Annotated in this window: 19 protein-coding genes, 2 tRNA genes and 1 pseudogene; 11 read left to right on the top strand and 11 right to left on the bottom strand. The window is 69.9% G+C overall.

Annotated features, from left to right (window positions below):
- The first annotated feature begins 237 nt into the window (after nucleotides 1-237).
- Nucleotides 238-897: a formylglycine-generating enzyme family protein gene (locus tag M1E25_RS21710; RefSeq protein ID WP_251418341.1), complete on the top strand. Its 660-nt coding sequence runs from the start codon at nucleotides 238-240 to the stop codon at nucleotides 895-897.
- A 141-nt stretch (nucleotides 898-1,038) separates the two neighbouring features.
- Here M1E25_RS21710 and M1E25_RS21705 read toward each other — a convergent pair whose 3' ends face one another.
- A complete protein-coding gene (locus M1E25_RS21705) occupies nucleotides 1,039-1,872 on the bottom strand; it encodes an aldo/keto reductase (RefSeq protein ID WP_308290464.1) in 834 nt (277 codons plus the stop codon).
- Nucleotides 1,873-1,977: 105 nt separating this feature from the next.
- On the bottom strand, nucleotides 1,978-3,801 hold the full coding sequence (locus tag M1E25_RS21700) for an AMP-dependent synthetase/ligase (RefSeq protein WP_251418339.1): 1,824 nt from the start codon (nucleotides 3,799-3,801) through the stop codon (nucleotides 1,978-1,980).
- Nucleotides 3,802-4,211: 410 nt separating this feature from the next.
- On the opposite strand from M1E25_RS21700, the gene M1E25_RS21695 reads away from it, so the two are divergent.
- Together M1E25_RS21695 and M1E25_RS21690 are read left to right on the top strand one after the other, a co-directional pair.
- Nucleotides 4,212-5,660: a cytochrome P450 gene (locus M1E25_RS21695; RefSeq protein WP_251418336.1), complete on the top strand. Its 1,449-nt coding sequence runs from the start codon at nucleotides 4,212-4,214 to the stop codon at nucleotides 5,658-5,660.
- Complete coding sequence (locus tag M1E25_RS21690; protein ID WP_251418335.1) at nucleotides 5,657-6,754, top strand: cytochrome P450 family protein; 1,098 nt, start codon at nucleotides 5,657-5,659, stop codon at nucleotides 6,752-6,754. The genes M1E25_RS21695 and M1E25_RS21690 overlap by 4 nt, the downstream gene beginning before the upstream one ends.
- Here the strand turns inward: M1E25_RS21690 and fdhD are convergent.
- Nucleotides 6,729-7,571 carry a formate dehydrogenase accessory sulfurtransferase FdhD gene (gene fdhD / locus M1E25_RS21685; RefSeq protein ID WP_251418346.1) on the bottom strand — a complete coding sequence of 281 codons (843 nt, stop codon included), beginning with the start codon at nucleotides 7,569-7,571 and terminating at the stop codon, nucleotides 6,729-6,731. The two genes, M1E25_RS21690 and fdhD, sit on opposite strands and share 26 nt — an antisense overlap.
- A gap of 429 nt (nucleotides 7,572-8,000) precedes the next feature.
- Between fdhD and M1E25_RS21680 the strand changes: the two genes are divergently transcribed.
- The 4 genes from M1E25_RS21680 (at nucleotide 8,001) to M1E25_RS25835 (ending at nucleotide 10,664) form a co-directional block, all read left to right on the top strand.
- Nucleotides 8,001-9,542: an aldehyde dehydrogenase family protein gene (locus M1E25_RS21680; RefSeq protein ID WP_251418333.1), complete on the top strand. Its 1,542-nt coding sequence runs from the start codon at nucleotides 8,001-8,003 to the stop codon at nucleotides 9,540-9,542.
- Nucleotides 9,543-9,762: 220 nt separating this feature from the next.
- Nucleotides 9,763-9,847: transfer RNA gene (locus M1E25_RS21675), tRNA-Leu, on the top strand.
- 90 nt (nucleotides 9,848-9,937) lie between these two features.
- The gene (locus M1E25_RS25840; RefSeq protein WP_308290463.1) at nucleotides 9,938-10,330 is read left to right on the top strand and encodes a tyrosine-protein phosphatase; all 393 of its coding nucleotides are present in this window, start codon (nucleotides 9,938-9,940) and stop codon (nucleotides 10,328-10,330) included.
- Nucleotides 10,215-10,664, top strand: coding sequence for a tyrosine-protein phosphatase (locus M1E25_RS25835; protein ID WP_372501265.1), 450 nt, complete (start codon nucleotides 10,215-10,217; stop codon nucleotides 10,662-10,664). Before M1E25_RS25840 ends, M1E25_RS25835 begins: the two co-directional genes overlap by 116 nt.
- Before the next feature lie 50 nt (nucleotides 10,665-10,714).
- Here M1E25_RS25835 and M1E25_RS21665 read toward each other — a convergent pair whose 3' ends face one another.
- On the bottom strand, nucleotides 10,715-11,275 hold the full coding sequence (locus tag M1E25_RS21665; protein ID WP_251418332.1) for a hypothetical protein: 561 nt from the start codon (nucleotides 11,273-11,275) through the stop codon (nucleotides 10,715-10,717).
- 304 nt (nucleotides 11,276-11,579) lie between these two features.
- Between M1E25_RS21665 and M1E25_RS21660 the strand changes: the two genes are divergently transcribed.
- A complete protein-coding gene (locus M1E25_RS21660) occupies nucleotides 11,580-12,461 on the top strand; it encodes an SDR family oxidoreductase (RefSeq protein ID WP_251418330.1) in 882 nt (293 codons plus the stop codon).
- A gap of 65 nt (nucleotides 12,462-12,526) precedes the next feature.
- Here M1E25_RS21660 and M1E25_RS21655 read toward each other — a convergent pair whose 3' ends face one another.
- Entirely contained in the window at nucleotides 12,527-13,954 is a 1,428-nt protein-coding gene (locus tag M1E25_RS21655) for a M28 family metallopeptidase (RefSeq protein ID WP_251418328.1), read from the bottom strand.
- A gap of 384 nt (nucleotides 13,955-14,338) precedes the next feature.
- Nucleotides 14,339-14,539 carry a DUF4236 domain-containing protein gene (locus M1E25_RS21650; RefSeq protein ID WP_251418326.1) on the bottom strand — a complete coding sequence of 67 codons (201 nt, stop codon included), beginning with the start codon at nucleotides 14,537-14,539 and terminating at the stop codon, nucleotides 14,339-14,341.
- Nucleotides 14,540-14,680: 141 nt separating this feature from the next.
- On the opposite strand from M1E25_RS21650, the gene M1E25_RS21645 reads away from it, so the two are divergent.
- On the top strand, nucleotides 14,681-15,667 hold the full coding sequence (locus tag M1E25_RS21645) for an NAD-dependent epimerase/dehydratase family protein (protein WP_251418324.1): 987 nt from the start codon (nucleotides 14,681-14,683) through the stop codon (nucleotides 15,665-15,667).
- Nucleotides 15,668-15,688: 21 nt separating this feature from the next.
- On the opposite strand, the gene M1E25_RS21640 is transcribed toward M1E25_RS21645, so the two are convergent.
- The 4 genes from M1E25_RS21640 to M1E25_RS21625 all read right to left on the bottom strand — a co-directional run bounded on the left by M1E25_RS21640 (nucleotide 15,689) and on the right by M1E25_RS21625 (nucleotide 19,774).
- The gene (locus M1E25_RS21640) at nucleotides 15,689-16,399 is read right to left on the bottom strand and encodes an N-acyl homoserine lactonase family protein (RefSeq protein WP_251418321.1); all 711 of its coding nucleotides are present in this window, start codon (nucleotides 16,397-16,399) and stop codon (nucleotides 15,689-15,691) included.
- A gap of 201 nt (nucleotides 16,400-16,600) precedes the next feature.
- On the bottom strand, nucleotides 16,601-17,896 hold the full coding sequence (gene mycP / locus M1E25_RS21635) for a type VII secretion-associated serine protease mycosin (RefSeq protein WP_251418318.1): 1,296 nt from the start codon (nucleotides 17,894-17,896) through the stop codon (nucleotides 16,601-16,603).
- A gap of 87 nt (nucleotides 17,897-17,983) precedes the next feature.
- Nucleotides 17,984-19,378: a hypothetical protein gene (locus M1E25_RS21630; protein ID WP_251418315.1), complete on the bottom strand. Its 1,395-nt coding sequence runs from the start codon at nucleotides 19,376-19,378 to the stop codon at nucleotides 17,984-17,986.
- A 60-nt stretch (nucleotides 19,379-19,438) separates the two neighbouring features.
- Complete coding sequence (locus M1E25_RS21625; protein ID WP_251418313.1) at nucleotides 19,439-19,774, bottom strand: hypothetical protein; 336 nt, start codon at nucleotides 19,772-19,774, stop codon at nucleotides 19,439-19,441.
- 285 nt (nucleotides 19,775-20,059) lie between these two features.
- On the opposite strand from M1E25_RS21625, the pseudogene M1E25_RS21620 reads away from it, so the two are divergent.
- Nucleotides 20,060-20,305 (top strand): annotated as a pseudogene (locus tag M1E25_RS21620) (WhiB family transcriptional regulator); the annotation flags it as partial.
- A gap of 165 nt (nucleotides 20,306-20,470) precedes the next feature.
- A tRNA-Met gene (locus M1E25_RS21615) sits at nucleotides 20,471-20,544 on the top strand.
- A gap of 244 nt (nucleotides 20,545-20,788) precedes the next feature.
- Here M1E25_RS21615 and M1E25_RS21610 read toward each other — a convergent pair.
- Nucleotides 20,789-21,760, bottom strand: a complete 972-nt coding sequence (locus M1E25_RS21610; RefSeq protein ID WP_251418308.1) for an acyl-ACP desaturase — start codon at nucleotides 21,758-21,760, stop codon at nucleotides 20,789-20,791.
- Nucleotides 21,761-22,047: the final 287 nt, after the last annotated feature.

The following is a 22,047-nucleotide window of genomic DNA, read 5'->3' as shown; positions in this document are numbered from 1 at the left end:
GGGCGGCGAGGATGTCAACCGGTCCCGGAAACCTCACGCAGCAATGTGCAATGTGGCGAACATCCATTGCCGCCCCGTGGGGCCGGGGCAGACTGCGGTGACGGAAACGTGCGGCACTGGACGACATGTCCATGACGCGGCAGCGCCGAGCTGCTCGTCGCTCATCTCGCCCGGAGTGAGGGAGCCGCCAGATCGGATGCGGGGTGGTCCGTTGTGGACGCGGGGGCAGAAAGCGACATGGTCGCCGTCCCGTCAGGACGGGTGATCCTGTCGGACCGGCGGACGCAGAGCAGTTGGCCGGTGGAGGTTGCCCCGTTCCGGATGTCGGCGTTCCCGGTCACGCAGTCGTGGTACGCACAGGTGACCGGTCAGCGGCCGAGTGGCGCTCAAGGCGACCGGCTGCCCGTCGAAGGCGTGTCATGGTGGGACGCGGTCCGCTTCTGCAATGCGTTGTCCCGGCGAGAGGGGCTGACGCCCGCATATCGCCTCCTTTCCGACGCTGAGGCACCCGAATGGGACACCTCCGCAGACGGGTACCGGCTGCCCACCGAGGCCGAATGGGAGCACGCCTGCCGTGCGGACACCACCGGCCCGCGGTACGGCCCGCTCGATGAGGTCGCCTGGTACCAGGGCAACTCGGGTGGGCGGATCCGCCCTGTCGGAGGCAAGCAACCCAACGCCTGGGGCCTGTACGACATGCTGGGCAACGTGTGGGACTGGTGCTGGGACGTCTACGACGCCGAGGTGTACGGCACCTATCGGGTGCTCCGTGGCGGTGGGTGGGCCGACGAGCACTGGAGCTGCAGGGCATCGGTGCGGCGACGCAGTCACCCGACCTTCCGGATCGACGACGTCGGATTCCGCATCACGCGCTCCGCACCGCTGCCTCGGCCGTGACACCCTCATTCCGAACGGTCAGGGCCCTCACCGACGCCGGAGCCGCCCCTCGGCGAACCAGGGGCGGTTCCGACGTTCATGAGCCGGTCCAGCAAGCGGCACGCGCGCTCGGTGGATCGCGGTGTTGGGGCAGTGCGGCTGTCAGACGATGTCGAACGTCGACGGGTCGGGGCCGATGCGGTTGCCGCTGTCCAGGCCGGAGATGGCGCTCAGGTCGTCGGCATCGAGCTCGAAGCCGAAGACGTCGATGTTCTCCCGGATGCGGGACGGGGTCACCGACTTCGGGATCACCACGTTGCCCACCTGGAGGTGCCAGCGCAGGACGACCTGGGCGGTCGTCCGATCGTGCTTGCGCGCAACAGCTGCCAGGGTGGGGTCATCCAGCAGCCCCTTGCCCTGCCCGAGCGGGGACCAGGCCTCGGTGGCAATGGTGTGCTCGGCGTGGAAGGCCCGAGACTCGGCCTGCTGGAACTGCGGGTGCAGCTCGATCTGGTTGATCACCGGGGGGATCTCGCTCCCGGCCAGCAGGCGCTGGAGGTGCTCCGGCTTGAAGTTGGAGACGCCGATGGCCTTCGCGCGGCCCTCGCCCGCGATCTTCTCGAACGCCTTCCAGGTGTCGATGTAGGCGTCCCGGGAGGGCAGCGGCCAGTGGATGAGGTAGAGGTCGACGTAGTCGAGCCCCAGCTTGGCCAGGGAGGTGTCGAACGCCCGCAGCGTCGAGTCGTAACCCTGGTCGGAGTTCCAGAGCTTGGTGGTCACGAAGAGGTCCTCGCGGGCGATGCCGGAACTGGCGATCGCCTTGCCCGTGCCCTCCTCGTTGCCGTAGATCGCCGCGGTGTCGATGCTGCGGTAGCCGGCTTCCAGCGCGGTGCCGACGGCCTTCGCGGCCTCGTCGTCCGGCACCTGCCAGACACCGAAGCCGAGCTGCGGCATGCGGACGCCGTTGCTGAGAGTGATGTGCGGGACGTTGCTCACGAGCCAGTCGTTCCTTGCGTCGTCGGTCGGAGTACCCCCGTTCCAACGGCACCCGCCTCCTGGGCATTCCCGCCTGTCGCAGGTGCCGGGCGGGCGGGAACGGCATCAGCCGTGGTAGAGGGCCTCGACCTCGGTCCCGTAGGTCTTCTCGATCGCCTTGCGCTTCAGCTTCAGCGAGGGGGTGAGCAGCCCGTGCTCCTCGGTGAACTGGGCGGCCAGGATCCGGAAGGTACGGATCGACTCCGCCTGCGAGACGAGGGTGTTCGCCGCCACCACGGCCCGGCGGATCTCCGTCTCCAGGTCGGGGTCCCGCACCAGGTCCGCAGGGCCCAGCTTCGGCTTGCCCCGCATCTCCAGCCAGTGGGAGACGGCCTCCGGGTCGAGGGTGACCAGCGCGGCGATGTAGGGGCGGTCGTTGCCCACCACGATGCACTGCGCGACCAGCGGGTGGGCGCGGACCCGTTCCTCGAGCGGAACCGGCGAGACGGTCTTGCCACCGGAGGTGACCAGGACCTCCTTCTTCCGCCCGGTGATCGTCAGATAGCCGTCCCTGTCCAGCGCTCCGAGGTCGCCGGTCGCCAGCCAGCCCTCGTGGAGCACGGCGTCCGTGGCCTTGGGCTCGTTCAGGTAGCCGCTGAACACCTGGCCGCCGTGCAACCAGATCTCGCCGTCCTCGGCGATGTGCACCGTGGTGCCGGGAATCGGCGGGCCCACAGTCCCGAAGCGGGTGTGTTTGGGCGGGTTCGCCGTGACGGCGGCGGTGGTCTCGGTGAGGCCGTAGCCCTCGTAGATCGTGATCCCGGCGCCGGCGAAGAACAGCCCGAGCCGCCGGGACATGGCGGAACCGCCCGACATCGCGGACCGGATGCGGCCGCCCATCGCCGCCCGCATCTTGGAGTAGACGAGCTTGTCGAAAAGCTGGTGCTGCATGCGCAGCGCCGCACCGGGACCCTGACCCGTTCCCCAGGCCTTGTTCTCCACCGCCTCCGCGTAGCGCACCGCGGCCTCGACGGCCTTCTCGAACGGCCCGAGGCGACCCTCGGCCTCGGCCTTGCGCCGGGCCGCCTGGAAGACCTTCTCGAAGATGTACGGCACGGCCAGGATGAACGTCGGCTTGAAAGCAGCGAGGTCCGGCAGCAGCGCTGCGGCCGCCACGTCCGGCTGGTGTCCGAGCTTGACCCGCGCCCGGATCGTGGTGACCTCCACCATGCGCCCGAAGACGTGCGCCAGAGGCAGGAAGAGGAGCGTCGACGCCGCTTCGCCCGGCTTGGACTGGAAGACGGACTCCCAGCCGGCTATGAGGGTGTCGCACTCGAATATGAGGTTCGCGTGCGTGATCACGCAGCCCTTGGGACGGCCGGTGGTGCCGGACGTGTAGATGACCGTGGCCGGCGAGTCCGGGGTCACGGCCAGCCGGTGCCGGTGGACGACCTCGTCCTCGATGTGGTCGCCGACGGCGGACAGTTCGGCCACCGCGCCGGCGTCCAGCTGCCACAGCCGCCGCAGGTTGGGCAACCGGTCGATCACCGAGCCGATCGTCATCACGTGGTCCTCGTGCTCCACGATCGCGGCGGAGACGCTCGCGTCGTGCAGCATCCAGAAGACCTGCTCCGCCGAGGAGGTGGGGTAGACCGGGACAGGCTGCGCTCCGATGGACCACAGAGCGAAGTCGAAGAGGGTCCACTCGTATCTGGTGCGACTCATGATCGCGATTCGGTCGCCGAACCGCACGCCCTCGGCGAGCAGCCCCTTGGCCAGCGCCATTACCTCGTCACGGAACTCGGCTGATGTCACGTCCTCCCAGACCCCGTCGACCTTGCGGCCGAGGGCAACCCGGTTCGGATCGTCGGCGGCGTTCTCGTAGACGGCATCGGCCAGGCCCCCGACCTGAGTCGGCGCCACCACGGGTGGATTGGTGAACTCGCGCAATGACCTGCTCCTCGGTGCTCTGCACAGCGCGGCGACCGTACCTGATCGCCACGGTCCGCGGGAAGGTGTTCACCCCCCGTGCGGTGTCGAGTATTCGCAGGTCAGGTCGTTATGTGCCGAGAGCTGAGGGGCGCCGACGGGGTAACTGCGACTTCCGGGCAGGTTTCGCCCCGGCAATCTTTACCGAATCCCTTCCCCTCGGTCACCGTCGCTTTACAGCCACAGTCCGCCCGGTCGACCCGCACCGCGAAGGCCCGTGAGCAGGGCTCCACCGGCAGGAAGGCACGGCTCACGAGTCCCTGCTTCCCCGGAGGCCGAGGCGCTACTCTTCCGATCATGCCCACGGTGCCCGTGCAATCAGGTCGCGAACCCACCCCCTGCGGATCCTCCGGCGAAGCCGACGGAGCGTCATGAGCGGTGACGCCACCGGCGGCATACCGCCCGCCGGCTGCCCCCACACCGGCGCCGTCCTCCTCGGCGGAGGGGCCATGGCCGAGGACCCGCACGCCCTCTACGCCGGACTCCGCGCCGAACACGGCCCCGTGGCACCCGTCGAACTCGAGCCCGGAGTCGAGGCCTGGCTGCTGCTCGGCTACCAGGAACTCCTCACCGTGGCCCGCGACGAGGAACGCTTCTCCAAGGACTCCCGCCGCTGGCGCGCCCTCGTCGAGGGCCGTGTCGCCCCCGACTCCCGCCTGCTGCCGATGATGGGCTGGCGGCCCACCGTCCTCTACGCCGACGGCGACGCCCACATCCGCCTGCGGGGCGCCGTCGCCGACACACTCAACCGCGTCGACCAGCAGGCACTGCGCCTGCTCGTCCAGCGCGTCGCCGCCGAACTGATCGACGAGTGGTGCGAGACCGGCCGGGCCGACCTGCTCGCCGACTACGCCCGCCGGCTGCCCCTCCGGGTCTTCACCCGTCTCCTCGGCGTTCCCGACAGCGACGGCCCCCGGCTCATCGACGCCATCACGCACTTCGTCGACAGCAGCGACGAATCCCACCGCGCCGGGAAGCAGTTCGAGGCGTTGCTCACCGAACTCCTGGCACACAAGAAGGCCGATCCGGGTGAGGACCTCGCCTCCTGGCTGCTGCACCATCCCGCCCGACTCACCGACGCCGAGGTCCTCCACCACCTCGTCGTCATCCTGGTTGCAGGCAACGAGACGACCATCAACTGGACAGCCAACACGCTCCGTCTGGTCCTCACCGACGACCGGTTCCGCACCTCGCTGAGCCGCGGCCGGTTCACCGTCTCGGACGCGCTGGAGGAGGTGCTCTGGCGCGACCCGCCCACCCAGAACTTCCCGGGCCGCTGGGCCGTCCGCGACACCCTTCTCGGCGGCCGTCGTATCCGCGCCGGCGATGCCCTGATCTTCGGCCTGGCCGCCGCCAACGCCGACCCCGCGGTACGCCCCGCCGACCCCTCGCGCACGATCGGCAACCGCTCCCACCTGGCCTGGGGGGCCGGCCGCCACAGCTGTCCCGCCCAGTCGCCCGCTCGCGGCATCGTCCACAGCGCAGTGGAGACCGTTCTGCGGCTTCTGCCGGACATCCGCCTGGCCGTCGACGCCGACGCTCTGACCTGGCGGCCGTCACCCTGGTCCCGTGCCCTCACGGCGCTCCCGGCGGTCTTCACTCCGACCGCCCAGGGCCCCGACGACCCGCGCACCGACCCCCGGCTCGTGACACTCCGCCGAACCCAACCGGAAGGGACCTCCTCATGGACACCGAACCCGGCGGCGCTCTCCGCCTCTGCCCCTTCGGCCGGAACCAGCACGAGGACAACGCCAGGCTCCGGGACACCGCCGCGGCGGCTCGGGTGGAACTCCCTGGCGAGGTTCAGGCGTGGGCGGTGACGCATCACGACGCGCTTCAGGAGGTGCTCGGCGACCCCCGCTTCGCCAAGAATCCGTTGCACTGGCGGGCCCTGGCCGAAGGGGAGGTCCCCCCGGGGTGGCCGCTGATGACCTTCATCGTCAACAAGGGCATGACCACCGCCGACGGGGCGGAACACCGCCGGCTGCGCGGCCCTGTCACCCGCGCCTTCACCCCCCGGCGCGTCGAGGCGCTGCGCCCCCACATCGAGGAGAGGGTGGACGCGCTGCTCGACCGGCTCGCCGAAACCGGCCCCGGCCCCGTCGACCTGCGGGAACACTTCGCCTACCCGCTGCCGATGAACATGATTTCCGATCTCCTCGGCATCCCCGCCGCCCACCGCGACGAACTCCACCACCGCTGCGACATCCTGGTGAGCAGCGCCACCGAGCCCGCCGACGCCATCGCCAACTTCCAGGCGCTCCAGGTCCTCATGGACGGGATCGTCGAGGAGAAGAGAAACGATCCGGCCGACGATCTGACGTCCGCACTCATCGCCGGCGGGGAGAACGGCGACGGGCTCACCCCCGGCGAACTGACCGGCACTCTGCTGCTGATGTTCCTCGCGGGCCACGCCACCACGCTCAACCTCATCAGCAACGCCGTACGCGCCCTGCTCACCCACCCCCGCCAGCTCGAACTCGCCCGCTCCGGCGAGGTTCCCTGGAGCGCGGTGGTGGAGGAGACCCTGCGCTGGGACAGCCCGGTGGGCCAGTTCCCGATGCGCTACGCCACCGAGGACGTCGATGTCGGCGGCACCTGCATCCCCCGGGGGGACGCCGTGCTCGCCTCCTACGCGGCCGCCGGCCGCGACCCGCGACGGTTCGGACCGGACGCCGGCAGCTTCGACATCACCCGCGAGCCGCAGCGCCACCTCTCGTTCGGCCACGGCGCCCACTTCTGCATCGGTGCCCCGCTGGCCCGCATGGAGGCCGAGACCGCACTGGCCCGGCTCTTCCGGCGCTTCCCCCGCCTCGCGCCCGCCGTGGATCCGGAGAAGCTCGAGCCGGTCCCCTCCGTCGTCTCCAACGGGCCGGACACCCTGCCCGTCATCCTGGGGCGACCGGAAGCCTGATCCGCTCCTCGCCGGCGTAGACGTTCATCGAACTGCCGCGGAGAAAACCGACGAGCGTCAGCCCGGCCTCCGCGGCCAGGTCGACGGCCAGGGATGACGGGGCCGACACCGCTGCCAGCACCGGAATCCCCGCCATCACGGCCTTCTGCGCCAGCTCGAACGACGCCCGGCCGGAGACCAGCAGCACCGAGCGGGACAGCGGCAGGTCGTCCGCCTGGAGCGCACGCCCGACGACCTTGTCGACCGCGTTGTGCCGGCCCACGTCCTCGCGCAGGTCGAGCAGTTCGCCCTCGGCCGAGAACAGGCCGGCCGCGTGCAGGCCGCCAGTCCGCTCGAACACCCGCTGTGCCTCCCGCAACCGGTCCGGCAGCGCGGACAGCAGCGCGGGGGAGAGGCGCACCGGCGGGTCGTCGGCCACCGGCCACCGGGCCGTCGTGCGGACCGCGTCCAGGCTCGCCTTGCCGCAGAGGCCGCAGGACGAGGTGGTGTACACGTTCCGCTCGAGCGTGATGTCGGGCATCTCGACCCCCGGCGCCGTCCGGACGTCGACCACGTTGTACGTGTTCGCGCCGTCGGACGTCGCGCCGGCGCAGTAGACGATGTTCGCCAGTTCCTCGGCCCGCCCCAGGACTCCCTCGCTCACCAGGAACCCGGCGGCGAGCGCGAAATCGTCCCCTGGCGTGCGCATGGTGACGGCGAGCGGCTTGCCGTTGAGCCGGATCTCCAGCGGCTCCTCGGCGACCAGGGTGTCCGGTCGCGTGTTCACCGAGGTGTCACGAATCCGCAGCACTCGGCGTCGGTCGGTGACCCGTCCCATCGCGATCAGCTCCGGCCCGGTCGGTGAGAGGTCGTCATCCGCCCATTGTCGCGCACCGCCTGCGGGCGCAAGCCGCCGGTCGGGTGGGGCGCCCGGCAGCACTCGGCCCGGAACGCATGCGGCGATCACTCCGGCGTGCACGCCGGGGACGCCGGCGATGACGTCGCGCGTGGTGACCGGGTGGGAGGAGATCCCGGGCGCGAGCACCGAGACCCCGGCCGGCGACTGTCCGAGTGGCCGAGAGCGGCGCCCTCCGGGCCGTGCCGCTCTTGAGCCGCCGGGTGGCGGCGATCGCCCGATCGGCCGCCACGGTTCGTCGTCACTCCGCCCCGCGAGTGATGCTGGAACGAGCGCCACCTCCCTTTCCCCCGGGGTCCCCGGTTACGCGGAGTCCCGGGACCTCGGACGATCCCGAGTATGGAGCACCCCATGGCATCTCTCATCCTCAAACCCGGCACTGCCTGGACCGATGCCTGGCAGCGCTGTCTGTCCGCAGCTCCGGAAGCGTTCCGTGAGGACCGGGTCCTCAACCTGTGGGACGGCCGCTGGCAGGCCGACGGCCACTCCCTCCCCGCCACATCGCCCGTCGACGGCAGTCCGATCGCCGGCCCGCCGCGACTGGACGCCACCACCGCGGGGCGGGCCGTCCGGGCGGCTCTCGACCAGCACCGGGCGTGGCGGGACGTACCGCCGGCGGAGCGCCGGGCCCGGATCACCGCCGCCCTCGACGCCCTGGACGAACACCGCGAGCTGCTGGCACTGCTGCTGGTGTGGGAGATCGGAAAGCCGTGGAGGTCGGCGCAGGCCGATGTGAACCGGGCCGTCGAGGGTGCGCGCTGGTACGCCGAGGGCATCGAGAGCATGCTCGCCGGCCGCCGCCCGCTGCCGGGCCCGGTCAGCAACATCGCGAGTTGGAACTACCCGATGAGCGTGCTCGTGCACGCCATGCTCGTCCAGGCCCTGGCCGGTGACGCGGTGATCGCCAAGGCGCCGACGGACGGCGGTCTCGCCTGCCTGACGCTCGCCTGCGCCCTGATCCACCGCGAAGGCGTCCCGGTCACGCTCGTCAGCGGTTCCGGGGCGGAACTGTCCGAGCCGTTGGTGCGCTCACCGGAGATCGGCTGCGTCTCGTTCGTCGGCGGGCGGGACACCGGGGCCAGGGTGGCGACCGCCGTGGCGGACCTCGGCAAGCGGCACATCCTTGAGCAGGAGGGCCTCAACTGCTGGGGAGTGTGGGAGTACAGCGACTGGGACACCCTCGGCGGTTTCATCCGCAAGACCTTCGAGTACGGCAAGCAGCGTTGCACGGCCTATCCGCGCTTCGTCGTCCAGCGTTCCCTTTTCGATGCCTTCCTGGACACCTATCTGCCCGCCGTGCGGTCCGTGCGGATCGGGCACCCGCTGGGCGTCGAGAACCCGGACGACCCGCTGCCGGATCTCGACTACGGGCCGCTCATCAACGCCGCGAAGGCCAAGGAACTCGGCGAACAGATCGACGAGGCGATCGACCGCGGTGCGGTGCCGCTGCACCGGGGAAGCCTGGACACGGGCCGCTTCCTGCCGGGTCAGGACACGTCGGCCTATGTGCCGCCGGTGACGCTGCTGAACCCGCCGTCCGGTTCGCCGCTCCACCACGCCGAGCCGTTCGGCCCGGTCGACACCATCGTTCTCGTGGACACCGAGGCGGAGCTGCTCGCGGCGATGAACGCCAGTAACGGCGCGCTCGTCGCGACGCTGTCCTGTGACGACGAGGCGACGTTCAAGCGACTGGCGCCGGAGATCCGCGCCTTCAAGACCGGTTTCGGGAAACCCCGCTCGCGTGGTGACCGCGACGAGCTCTTCGGCGGCTTCGGAGCCTCCTGGCGCGGCGCGTTCGTCGGCGGTGAGCTCCTGGTGCGCGCCGTCACGGACGGGCCGTCGGACGAGCGGTTGCCGGGCAACTTCCCCGACTACCACCTCATGCCGGAGTGAGCGGTCCGGCGAGCGGGAACCCGGGGGCGCGACCCGGAGAGCAGGGCCGGAGCGAGCGGGCCGGTGCGAACGGGCCCCGAACGGTCCGCAAGGGGTCCGCACGCCGGTCACACCGCGTGCCCGAACGGTCCTCCGGTGCGACGGATGTGCAGGTGAAGGCGGTCTCCAACCCCTGGTATGGTTGTCGTCGTCGCCGCGGGGCACCGCGGCCGATCACCTTGTCCGGGTGGCGGAATGGCAGACGCGCTAGCTTGAGGTGCTAGTGCCCTTTATCGGGCGTGGGGGTTCAAGTCCCCCCTCGGACACGTCCTCGGAGAGACCCCGGCCCCGGCCGGGGTTTCTCCTTTTACGGGGAACGGCCCGTGGCGACCGTCCCGTCCGGTTACGGTGCGGCGGTGACGAGACACATCGTGTTCGAGCGGCTGCACAACTTCCGGGACCTCGGGGGCTACGCCACCCGCGACGGCCGCACGGTCAGGTGGGGCCGGCTCTACCGGTCGGACTCGCTGTCCAAGCTCCGGGGCGCGGACCACAAGCGGTTCCGGGCCCTGGAGATCGACATCGTGATCGATCTGCGGTACCCGTGGGAGATCGATCTGCGGGGCAGGGTCCCGCACCACGAGGGACTCCGCTATCACAACCTCTGCATCGAGCACCGGCCCTATGACCAGGCTGCGCTCGCACCGGACACCCCCGTCGGCCCGTACCTCGCCGAGCGTCCACGGAGAGGTGGCCCACGACGGGGCCGCGGAGTTGCGGCAGGCGCTGGACGTCATCGCGGCCGGTGACCGGGTGGTCTTCCACTGCGCGTCGGGAAAGGACCGCACCGGTCTGCTCGCAGCCCTGGTGCTGAGCCTGGTGGGCGTCGGCGAGGACGACGTCGCCGCCGACTTCGAACTGACCGAGGCGGCCACCGACCGGCTCATTGCCGACTGGCGGGCGGACCACCCGGGCCGCCGGCTCGTCTGGCCCGGGTACGGGCGGGCTCCCCAGGACGTCATCCGCCGCTTCCTCGCCGAACCGACCGAACGCTACGGCTCCGTGCACGGTTATGCGCGCCAACGGCTCGGTGTGGACGACGCGTTGGTGGATGCGCTGCGCAAGGGGCTGCTGAACGGCTGAGGCGCCGGCCGCTGCGGTGCAGCCCGGGCCGAGGGCCGCAGAGAGGTGTTCTACGACAGGCGTGTGGCCGGGCCCTGTGCCGGGCGCAATTCCTCGCCGAACACCCTCGACACCGCGCGCATGCGCAGTTCCTCGACGATCTCGATCTGCCGCCGGGCGGCGTGCAGGAGGTCCTCCAGCCGGAGCCGGTCGAGCCGAGGATCCTCGGGGTGCGCGGTGAGAAGCGTCTTCCACAGCAGCGACTTGCCCTCGATGCCGAGACGCAGCCCCTCCAGCTCGATCACGGTGCTCAGCCCGGACCTGCGCACCAGCCGCCCATTCGACTTGAGCATGCCGGCCCGTTCCCCGATCCGCCCCGCGAGGATCTTGTACTGCCGTGCGGGCACCCCGAGCGACGTCATGATCTCCAGCAGCGCCTGGCGGTCCGCCGCGATCTCGACCGCGAGCCGCGCGAACTCCGCGCCGTACGGTGAGCGAGCGTGCACCCGGGCGATCCGCCCGGCGAGCTGCGTCCCCGCCGTCGCGCCGGCCAGGTGATCGTTGAGGTAGATCGCCAGGGTGTGCACGGCCTTGTCCTCGCCGGAGCGAGGTGGTGCCGGGGACGGGCTCATCGGGAACTCCGCGGGTCGGGGCGCACGGACTGCTGTCGAGTGCCCCCTGAAAAGCGCCCTAATCACCCCGGGGCAGTCGGGCCGGTGCAGCCCTGGTGAGGACGGCGCTCCCGACGCTCCGGCGGTCCCGACGCCGAGAGACTGCCGAGGGGCGGCCGAGGGGCGGCCGGCCGCCGGCCTGTCACCTACGAGGTCTGGACGCCCGGAGCGGCTTCACTGCGGACGGCCGCTGTTTTCCCGGTTGGGTGCGGGGCACACGGTGCGTGATCCGACCTCGTACCCCCGGAGGCCCGCCATGGCCCCTATGGCCGAACGACAGCAGCATCCCGGCGAGCAGTACCCGCAGCCCGAGTTCCCCCAGCAGGACCAGCCGCACCCGGGAACCACCGAACGCATGGAGCCCCGCCCCGACCACGGTGAGGAGACCTATCGCGGCAGCGGACGGCTCGAGGACCGCTGCACGGTGATCACCGGCGGTGACTCCGGTATCGGCCGGGCGGTCGCCCTGGCCTTTGCGCGCGAGGGCGCGGACGTCGTCTTCACCCACCTCCCCGAGGAGGAGCAGGAGGCCCGGGAGACGGTACGGCTCGTCGAGGACGCCGGGCGGCGGGCCGTGGCCGTACCGTGCGACATCCGGGAGGAACAGGCCTGCCGGGAGCTGATCGATCGGGCGGTGTCCGAGTTCGGGCGGATCGACGTCCTGGTCAACAATGCCGCCTACCAGATGTCCCAGCCCGACAGCCTCGAGGCCATCACCACGGAGCAGTTCGACCGGGTGATGCGCACGAACCTCTACGCCCTGTTCTGGCTGTCCAAGATGGCGCTGCCGCACATCCCGGCCGGCGGCAGCATCATCAACACCACCTCGGTCCAGGCGTACAAGCCGAGCCCGCATCTGCTGGACTACGCGACGACCAAGGGTGCCATCGTCACGTTCACGCAGGGGCTCGCGGCCCACCTCGCGGATCGCGGCATCCGCGTGAACGCGGTCGCCCCCGGGCCGGTGTGGACGCCGCTCATCCCGGCCACTCTGCCCGACACCGCGAAGTTCGGGGAGCAGAGCCCGCTCGGCCGCGCCGCCCAGCCTGCCGAGATGGCACCGGCGTTCGTCTTCCTGGCATCGCAGGAGGCGAGCTACATCACCGCCGAGATCGTCAACGCCACGGGCGGGACCCCGCTGCCCTAGCTGTACCCCCGCACCCGAGAGAACGCTCACGGGTGCGGGGGCCGGCGGGCGGCCGGCCGCTGTGCTCAGCGCTGGGGCACCGGGAAGGCGACAGGACTGCGGTTGCCGGCGCGGTTCACCGCACGGACCCCGAAGAAGACGTTGTCCTTGGACAGGTCCACTTCGTGCTCGGTGGCATCGCCGACGTCGATCACGTGCGTCCACTCCGGGGCCGTGGTCTCGCGCCACACCACCTCGTATCCGGCCAGGTCGGACTCGGTGCCCCGGTCCCACCGCAGTTGCGTGCTGTTGGTCAGGGCACTGGTGAGGATCTTGACGCCGCGCGGTGTGCCGGGGGCCTGCGCCAGTGTCCAGAGCGTTGCGCCGTTGACGCGGGCGACCCGTGCGATGAAGTCGAAGTCGCAGAACTCGGGCAGGTCGCCGAACTGTTTGCCGTCCTCCACGCGGACGTTCTGGTGCTGGTGCGCGAAGTCCTCCGCCGGTTCGGTGAACCGGGCCGCCGGAAAGGCGCGTTCGAGGAACGGGATGTGGTCACCGCCGCGCAGGTAGCGGTCCCGCCGGTAGACCACCCGGACCCGCATGCCGGTTGCGGGGTTGTCCGCCACATCCCGTACGAATCGGGCGAGTTGGCGGGCGGGGGAGTCGTTCTCGCCGCCGACCGAGCGACGGATCGCCGCCTGCTCGGGGGTCTCCGAAGTCGGCACGCCCTCCGCGAACAGCCGGATCGTGTACGGATCCCGGGTGCCGTCGTCGGCCCGTGAGCTGCCGACGATGTCGTTGGTGAACATGCCCTGCACGTCCGCGTCCGCGGCCTCGAACTGCTCGGCCATGTGCGTGGATCCGTACAGGCCCTGCTCCTCGCCCGCGACCGCGGCGAAGACGACCGTCGCGGCGGTGCGCCGGGTGGCCATCACCCGGGCGAGTTCCATGGCGACGGCGACCCCGGAGGCGTCGTCGTCGGCACCGGGCGCGTCGCTGGTGGTGTCCATGACGTCGCTCGCCCGCGAGTCGTAGTGCCCCGAGACCACGTACACGCGGTCGGGTTCGGTGGTGCCCCGCAGGGTCGCGACGATGTTCGTGATGCGGGTCGCGACGGGAATCCTCGAGGCGGGCTCCTGGACGTACGACTGGAGTTCCACGGTCATGCGGCCGCCGGATTGTGCGGCATACCGTTTCATCTCGGCGTGGATCCAGTCGCGGGCGGCGCCGATACCGCGCTTCGGATCGTCCTGGGTGGACAGGGTGTGCCGGGTGCCGAAGGAGACGAGCCTGCGCACGGTGGCCTCGATGCGCTTCGGGTCGATCTCCCGTAGCAGGGAGCGCAGTTCGGGACCTGGGCGCTGGGCTGTGGCGGGCGGATCGACTGCGGGCGGACCCTTTTCGGCTGCTGCTGCCGGCGTGGTCCGGCCGGCCAGGGTCGCTCCTCCTGCGACCGTCAGGGCGGCTGCGGACAGGAGGGTTCTGCGGTGGGTGCCGCCGGACTGTTCCGACATCTGAGGTCCCTTCCACGACGCTGGGTGGGGGATGGCCATCCGACATCGTCATGGACGGGCCAAGCGGCGGGCAAGGCCGCGGCAGTGACGGAAAGACAGTGCTGTGGCCGCCGAGAACTCAGGGTGATGGCCCGTCAGATAGCTGGGTGGGCGCCGACGCCGACCCGGAGACGGCGGCGCAGGGGGCCACGACGAGGGTGGGGGGCCACGACGAGGGCGACAGCTCGGGCCATGTGGCCGAGCAGCGGGAAAGCCGGGCACCCTGCTTCGGGCGCCGGATGCCGACAGGCTGATCATCCTGACGAAGCGACCCCACCACGTTGCGACGGGTGGGGTCGACTGCCTGACCACCGGGAGGCTGCGCCGTCCCGGAGGCGGTGCGCGTCAGTCCTTCTTGCCACGCTTTTCGGTCTTGCGGTAGCCGAAGGGGCCCGGGAGATCCATCGACGTGGTGGTGCGGCCGGTCGTCGAGTAGGTGCGCTTCGCGCCGTCCTTCTTGCCGATCGTGACCGACATGGACTTGCGGTTGATGTTGAGGCGCACGTTGGGAAGTATCTGGAAGCTCTTGCGAAACGTGACGGGCATGGTGACTCCTCTCTCTCGCAAGGTGGCCTGCCCCGAAACCCTTCGACTACACAGGGCAGTTGACGCAGCCTGGCCGATCGCCCAACTCTGCCGACAGCGAACTCTCCGGGGCCGCCGGGCCCGTGGTGCTTGGATGTCGGGATGGACATCCTGGTTCTGGGCGGAACGGCTTGGCTGGGCCGCGAGTTGTCGCGGCAGGCGATCGAGCGCGGACATCAGGTGACCTGCCTGGCCCGCGGCGAGAGCGGAGACGTCGCGGACGGAGCAAGGCTGGTCGCCGCCGACCGACGGGACTCCGACGCGTACGCGGCGCTGCTCGACAGCCGATGGGACGCGGTGTTCGAGGTGTCCTGGCAGCCGGGTTTCGTTCGTGAGGCGCTCGACAAGCTGGGTGCCGGAGCCCGGCACTGGACCTACGTCTCCTCCGTCAGCGCCTACGCCACCCATGCCACGCCGGACGCGGACGAGTCCGCCGCGCTCCTCACCGCCACCGAACTGGAGGAAGCGGAAGAGGCTTTGTACGGCGAGGCCAAGGTCGCCTGCGAGCAGGCGTCGACGGCGGCGGTGGGGGATCGCCTCCTCATCGCCCGGGCCGGCCTCATCGGTGGCCCGGGCGATCACAGTGGGCGGTCCGGCTACTGGGTGGCCCGCGCCGCCCGCGATCCGGAGGGCCCGATGCTCGTTCCCGACGCATCCGCCCTGCCGACACAGACCGTCGACGTGAGGGACCTCGCCGCCTGGCTGCTCGACGCTGCGGAGGCGGGGACCACCGGCGCCTACGACGCAGTCGGCCCGGTCGTGCCGCTGGGGGAGTGGATCGAGATGTCCCGAATCATCGGCGGTCACACCGGGCCGGTGGTCACCGTCGATTCGGCCTGGCTGCTCGAGAACGGTGTCGCCGAGTTCATGGGGGACGAGTCGTTGCCGATGTGGCTGGTCGAGCCCGGCTGGGAGGCGTTTTCCTCCCGGAGCGGGGCCGCGGCGCTCGCCGCGGGGCTCTGTCATCGGCCCAGGGCCGAATTGCTGGCCGACACCCTGCTCTGGGAACGCGGCCAGGGTCTGCAGCGGGAGCGACGCGCCGGCCTCAGCGCTCGGCGTGAGCGTGAGCTGCTCGACACCTTGGGCTGACGGCTCGTCTGCCGGGCGGTCTCATTCGTTCTCGGTCGGGGGTTCCCAGACCGAGCAGTCGTGGGCGAAGAGGACGCGCCGTGGATCGAACTCACTCAGCCGTTCCATCCATGGGCGGTAACCGGGGAGCGGCTGCTCGGCGCCCTGCAGCGCGGCGTGACGGGCCAGATGATCCGACGCGTAGTGGGAGGCGAAGTCATGGGCCTGCCCGGCGAGCACCACGGTGCCGTCGCTCCGCCGCACCACCAGGGACTGGTGTCCGTCGGTGTGGCCGGGTGTCGGGATGATGTGCATCCCGGGCAGGATCTCGGCCTCGCCGGTGACCTCCTCGTAGAACGCGCCGGGGAAGTCCACGAGTTCGTCGAACGTGTAGCCGCCGCGTCGCGCGGCCACCAACTCCGTTGCCTGGACCACGATCGGCTTCCCGGCAAGGAGGGGGTTGCCTCCGCAGTGGTCGAAGTGGAGATGGCAGTTCACGACGAGGGAGATGTCGGTGAGATCGACCCCGGACGCTGCGAGGGCACTTTCGAGGGACCGCCGCCGCGGCCGGTAGTGGGCCTCCGTTCCGGGATCGGCGGTGCCGATGCCGGTGTCGAAGAGGATCAGATCGTCCTCACGCCGAACGAGGTAGGCGAGCACCGGTTCCACCCGAGGCTGGTCGGTGTCCGTTTCCTCGGCCGGGCGGATGAAGTAACCGAGATCGAGACGCCGCACGAGTATGGCGTGGCTCATGCGGGTCATCCTGACATGCAGAGCGTTGGGCGACGGGGAATTCCGCTGTGGGGCGCAAAGGGATGACCTCCCCGGCCGAGCGTGGGATCGCTCGGGGAGCCTTCCGGGCGGGGAGGATCCGGGCAGGGCTCGACAGAAACGGCGGACCCCCGTCACCGCTCCGAAGGGGCGACGGGGGTCCGCCGTGCGTGTGGGGTCCCGCTACTGCTGAGGGCCTTGGGGCGGGTTCGGCGGCCCGGGCGGGTAGGGGCCGGGCGCACCGGTCTGCTGGTGGGGGCCGGGCTGCTGCGGCGGGTACCCCGGAGCGCCCCCGGAACCTCCCCAGCCGCCGGGCGGCGGTCCGCCACTGTTGTTCTTCCGCTTCACCAGCATGATCACCACAGCGACGATCACGAGGAGCACGACGACGCCGAGACCGATGAGAAGGACGCGGCCCATGCTCATGCCGCTCTCGGAGCCGGCGGAACTCTCCGGACCAGAGCCCGCCTTGTCGTTCGCGATAAGGGTTGGTGTCCTCAGCGGGCCCTTCTTGGGGCCGGGAGGGATATCTTTCGTCAGCGCGGCCAGTGGCTGGACGAAGCCGTAGCCGTACTTCTCATCCGGGAGCTTGAGCCCCTTCGCCGACGCGGGAAGTCCGGCCGTCTTCGTCATGCGGTTGGCGATCTGACCGGCAGAGAGGTCAGGATATTTTGCGCGAAGCAGGGCCGCGTTAGCGGAGACGTAAGCGGTGGCGGCCGAGGTCCCATCCGCCTTGCGGTAGGGAGACGTGCTTGAGGAAAGGCCAGTTGAGACGATCCCAGTAGCAGGCGCGGTCAGTAGTGTCGCCGGTCCGTAGTTTGATCCTTCCCAGATGCTGCCGTTTCTGTTTACGCCACCAACGGCGAGAACTCCGGGGTAATTGGCGGGGTAGATCTTCCCGTCCGCTGGTCCAGCACCGTCATTGCCTGTTGCTGTGACAACAAGAACATCGTGCTTCCAGGCGTATTCGATCGCTTCGAGGTCCTCAGGAGATGGGGTTCTTTGCATCGAGATGTTGATCACTGAGGCGCCGCTGTCCACCGCGTAGCGAATCGCTGGTAGAAAGCCTTCCTGTGTCGAGCCGTTGTCGCGGATCGGCAGAATATTGGCGTTTGGGGCCAATCCCTTTACGCCTTCGGAGTTCCCTGGACCATGTCCGTGGCCAGCGATGATCCCCGCCATCTCAGTCCCGTGTCCGTCTCCGTCTTCGGGATCGGGCGCGCCACCGTTGATGAAGTCCTTACCCTTGAGGATGTTGCCCTTCAGGTCCGGATGATTGGGGTCGACGCCGTCGTCAATGACAGCCACGGTGACACCTTTTCCGGTGGACACCTGCCAGATCTCCTCGGCTTTGAACGCCCTGAGTGGCCACTGGCCGTCTCTGACCTGATCGGCCGAAGCCGCCGGGGCGAGACCGAGGAGCAATGCTCCCGCCATCGCCGCGCCGCCGACCGCACGCAGCGTCCGCGTGAAGCTCATGCCGTGTTCCTCTCCTCGCAGAACGAAGCCCGCAACCTCGGGTTGCGGGCCCCAACTCGTTCCGCCGATCACATGGGCCCGGCCCGTCTACTCGATGACCCGAGGGGCCACATTACGCTCCGGAGTCCAGGTCTCCTCGTCCTCGACCAAGTAGTCGGGACGCTGTCCGCGCTCCTTCTCCTCATTGGAGTTCGCACCACGCGAGCCGGGGGCACCGGCCATACCTGCCTTGGCGCCACCCCGGCTGCGGTGCAGGCCGGACCCCCCTTGAGGACCTGCACCGGCTTTGCCCTTAGCGGCTCCGAACACACCGCCCTTCTGGCGAGCGAGGCCGCTGCCGCGCCCTTTCGCGCCCTTGGCCCCGTTGGCGCCACCACCCGGACCACCGCCCGTGCCGGGCATACCAGGACGCCCCGTCCGGGAGCCTGCGCCGGCTCCGCCTCGGGCGAGACCGCCGGCGATTCCGCCCGCTGCACCGGGAAGTCCCGGGGATGCGGCACCGATGCCGCCGGATCCGGAGACCTTGGAACCGCCGCCGAGGACACCCTTCCCAAAGCTTCCGCCGGCTCCGATGCCTGTGCTCGTTCCGGTGCCACCGGAAATGCCGTTGAGGCCGGTACCGACACCCGCACCGGGCTTCGGGGCGGTGCCGATCCCGCCGTTGATGCCCGCAGTCCGGGGGTTGCTCATGCCTGACGGACTGAAGCCGCCCTTGACCCCGGAGGCTCCCGGAGCACGTGCGGCAGGGCTGGTGCCGGATGAACCAGGGGGCATCAGCAAGGGAACCGGAGCGGATCCGCCGGGTTCGCCCGGATATGCGTCACTCCTCTCATCGAGGTGCTTGTTCCACGTCCCCATCGACTTCGACTGCGAGGCGTACGCGGCGCCCAACTGCTCCATCTTGACTGCCATGTCCAGCTGGGCTTCCTTGCCCTTGGAGAGGTCGTCGCGGTTGGCGTCGAGGGCTTCCTGCGTCGTCTTGTTTCCGTCGGCCAGGTCACGGCGCAGACCCGAGTCGTCACGGTCCAGGTCGGTTGCGCTGTCCCAGGCACTGGAGAGCGCGCTGGGCTTCTCCATGGCTTCGACCTCGGGCTTGATCTTTCCGAGGATCGTCGCTGCGTTCTTCATGGCGATGGAGGTGTACCGCGCGTATTCGGCACCGTCGGAGATCTTTTTCGCGATCTTCTGGGCCTCGGCGCGGAACTGGTCGGCGGCCTTGCCCTCCCAGTCCTGGAGAACCTCTTCAACGGCGGCTGTGAAGATCTTCTTGATGCCTCCGCTGCCGCCGTTTCCCTCCGCCGCGGTGCCGCCGACGAGTTGGTGGTAGAGGTCCGCCCACCCGTGGGCGACGTCGTGGACGTCGGAGGGCTTCGCCGCGGACACCATGGCCTTCATGGTGTCCATGTCCAGTTCCGCGAAGTTTGTCTTGTGCTCCGCGTTGTAGCACATGTTTGCCGGAATGTACTCGTACTCGGTGCTCACGCCCTCAGTCCCCCTCGTCCCGTCCTGCCGCTACCAGTCTGCCGCGCGCCCGATGCGCCGTCACGCCCCGCCCGACATGTCCGCCGTGACGTCGGCCTCCTGGTTCTGGTAGGCGCCGTGCGCCTTCTTCGTCTTGGTGCCGAACTTGTCCATCACATCGTTGAGGTGTTCGACCACCTGCTCGATGTGCGTCTTCATGTCCGTGTGGGCGTCGGCGAGTTCGCGCGCCTCGATGAACTTGGCTCCACCGGCGTCAGCCCCCAGAGCGCTGGGCGACAGGTACGTCTTGTACTTGGTGTCGCTGTTGGCGTTGCCCAGGTCGCGGAGCACCCCGTTCAGCTTCTTGATGACGTTGTCGAGTGCGCTGAGGTCGACCCTGTACTGATCCTGCGCCATAGCGGCCTCCCCGTGAGTGTTGAGCAGAGTCTTCCGGCACCGCTGGAGCGCCGCAACGCCTGAGCCCCGGTCACGCCCTAGCGGGCGGACTCCGTGCCTACGCCGGGGCTGTGACGATCGCGTCGCTCCGAGGGTCGGTTGTCTGTTGCCTACGATTCGACCACATCCCGGACTCCGGCGTCGCCCCGGGAGGGTGAAGAGACGGCGAAGGCCCGGATGAGGCCATCTGCGCCCCGCGCAGCGTTCGTTGAGCGGACGTTTATCGGCGCCCGGCACGGTCCTCTCATGATGATCCAGCGGATCCCCGATGCCGAGGAGGCAGACCTCGAGGCCGGGTGGCGGGAGCGGGCGCTGTGCGCACAGGTCGGCCCCGAGGTGTTCTTCCCCGAGCCGGGCGGCTCGACGCGGGAGGCCAAGCGCGTCTGCTCCGCCTGTCACGAGCGCGAGGCGTGTCTGCGGTACGCCCTCGTCCATGACGAGCGCTTCGGTGTCTGGGGCGGCCTCTCCGAGAACGAGCGGCGGGACCTGCGGGGCGGATGGAGGCGTAGGCCGGACCCGGCCGCGCCGGACCGCGGAGGCTCCCGGATCGCGGAACCCCCCGGGCCGGGCTCTGCCGGACGGGCGGGGCGGGGATCGCCGGACTGCGGCAATGGATTTGGACGATCCGCTGCGAGCACGTAGAGTCGGGTTCGTCGACGCGGGGTGGAGCAGCTCGGTAGCTCGCTGGGCTCATAACCCAGAGGTCGCAGGTTCAAATCCTGTCCCCGCTACTAGTGGAAACGAAAGGCCCCCTCTTCGGAGGGGGCCTTTCGCATGTGACGGGTACGTGGCGCGCCCCCAGCCCCGACCGGCGCAGAGTCCGTTGTCAGTGGCGCCCCCTACTGTGGTGGCCGTTGGCAGGGGCTGCTGAGGAGGGGGAAGCAGCCCCCGTCGACCGTGTGCTCCTCGCCGACGGGGGTGGCGAGGAGCACACGGGGAGGACGGGCTGCGCGCTCAGGACGCGCGCGGGCGCGCTCAGCCGGCCTTGCGGGCGGCGCGGCGGGCGAGGATCGCCGCCTGGCGCTCATCGAACTTCGTGGCCTGGTCGTCCAGACCGTTCATGAACAGTCCCAGCTCTTCCTGCGCCTTCAGTCCCTCCGGGCCCAGGCCCGAGATCTCCAGCACCTTGAGGAAGCGGAGCACCGGCTGGAGCACGTCGTCGTGGTGGATGCGCATGTTGTAGATGCCGCCGATGGCCATCCGGGCGGCGGCGCGCTCGAAGCCGGGCATGCCGTGGCCCGGCATCCGGAAGTTGACGACCACGTCGCGGACGGCCGACATGGTCTGGTCCGGGGCCAGCTCGAAGGCCTTCCCCAGCAGGTTCCGGTAGAAGACCATGTGCAGGTTCTCGTCCGTGGCGATCCGGGCCAGCATCCGGTCGCACACCGGGTCGCCCGAGTGGTGGCCGGTGTTGCGGTGCGAGATCCGGGTGGCGAGCTCCTGGAAGGCGACGTAGGCCACCGAGTGCAGCATGCTGTGCCGGTTGTCGGACTCGAAGCCCTCCGACATGTGCGCCATGCGGAAGCGCTCCAGCTCGACGGGGTCGACGGCCCGGCTGGTCAGCAGGTAGTCGCGCATGACGATGCCGTGCCGGCCCTCCTCGGCGGTCCACCGGTGCACCCAGGTGCCCCAGGCGCCGTCGCGGCCGAAGAGCGAGGCGATCTCGTGGTGGTAGCTGGGCAGGTTGTCCTCGGTCAGCAGGTTCACCACCAGCGCTATCCGCCCGATGTCGCTGACCTTGGACTGCTCCGGAGCCCAGGCCTCGCCGCCCATGACGCCGTCGAAATTGCGGCCGTCGCTCCACGGCACGTACTCGTGCGGCATCCATTCCTTGGCGACCTTCAGATGGCGGTTGAGCTCCGCCTCGACCACCTCTTCGAGCGCGTACAGCAGCCGGGCGTCACTCCACGCCTCCGATGCGACGCGGGGGGGAGGGGTGATGGACACAGAGCGGCTCCAGGGGACGATGGGACCTACGGCTCCGTAGGTTACGACACCGTAGGTTACGCCCCGCGTGAGGCCTGGCCAAGGGGCGGAGGTGTCTTGTGAATTTCAGGGGCTTTCGCGAAGAATGTGAAGTTCTGGTGTGCGCGGCGCCTGCCGGCGCTCGCGTCGCAGTGAGCTGTGCGCCCGCCCGCTCTCCGGGGCCGGTGGACGTCCGCGGTCTCCGATGACGCGCGCCGGTCGAAGGATGGTTGATGCACTTTTTGCCAGAACGGGCAGACCCGCCCCAA

The sequence above is a fragment of the Streptomyces meridianus genome (assembly GCF_023703325.1).
Taxonomy (GTDB): domain Bacteria; phylum Actinomycetota; class Actinomycetes; order Streptomycetales; family Streptomycetaceae; genus Streptomyces; species Streptomyces meridianus.
Note: the sequence above shows the minus strand (reverse complement) of the source record. Positions and strands in the feature narration are given on the sequence as shown.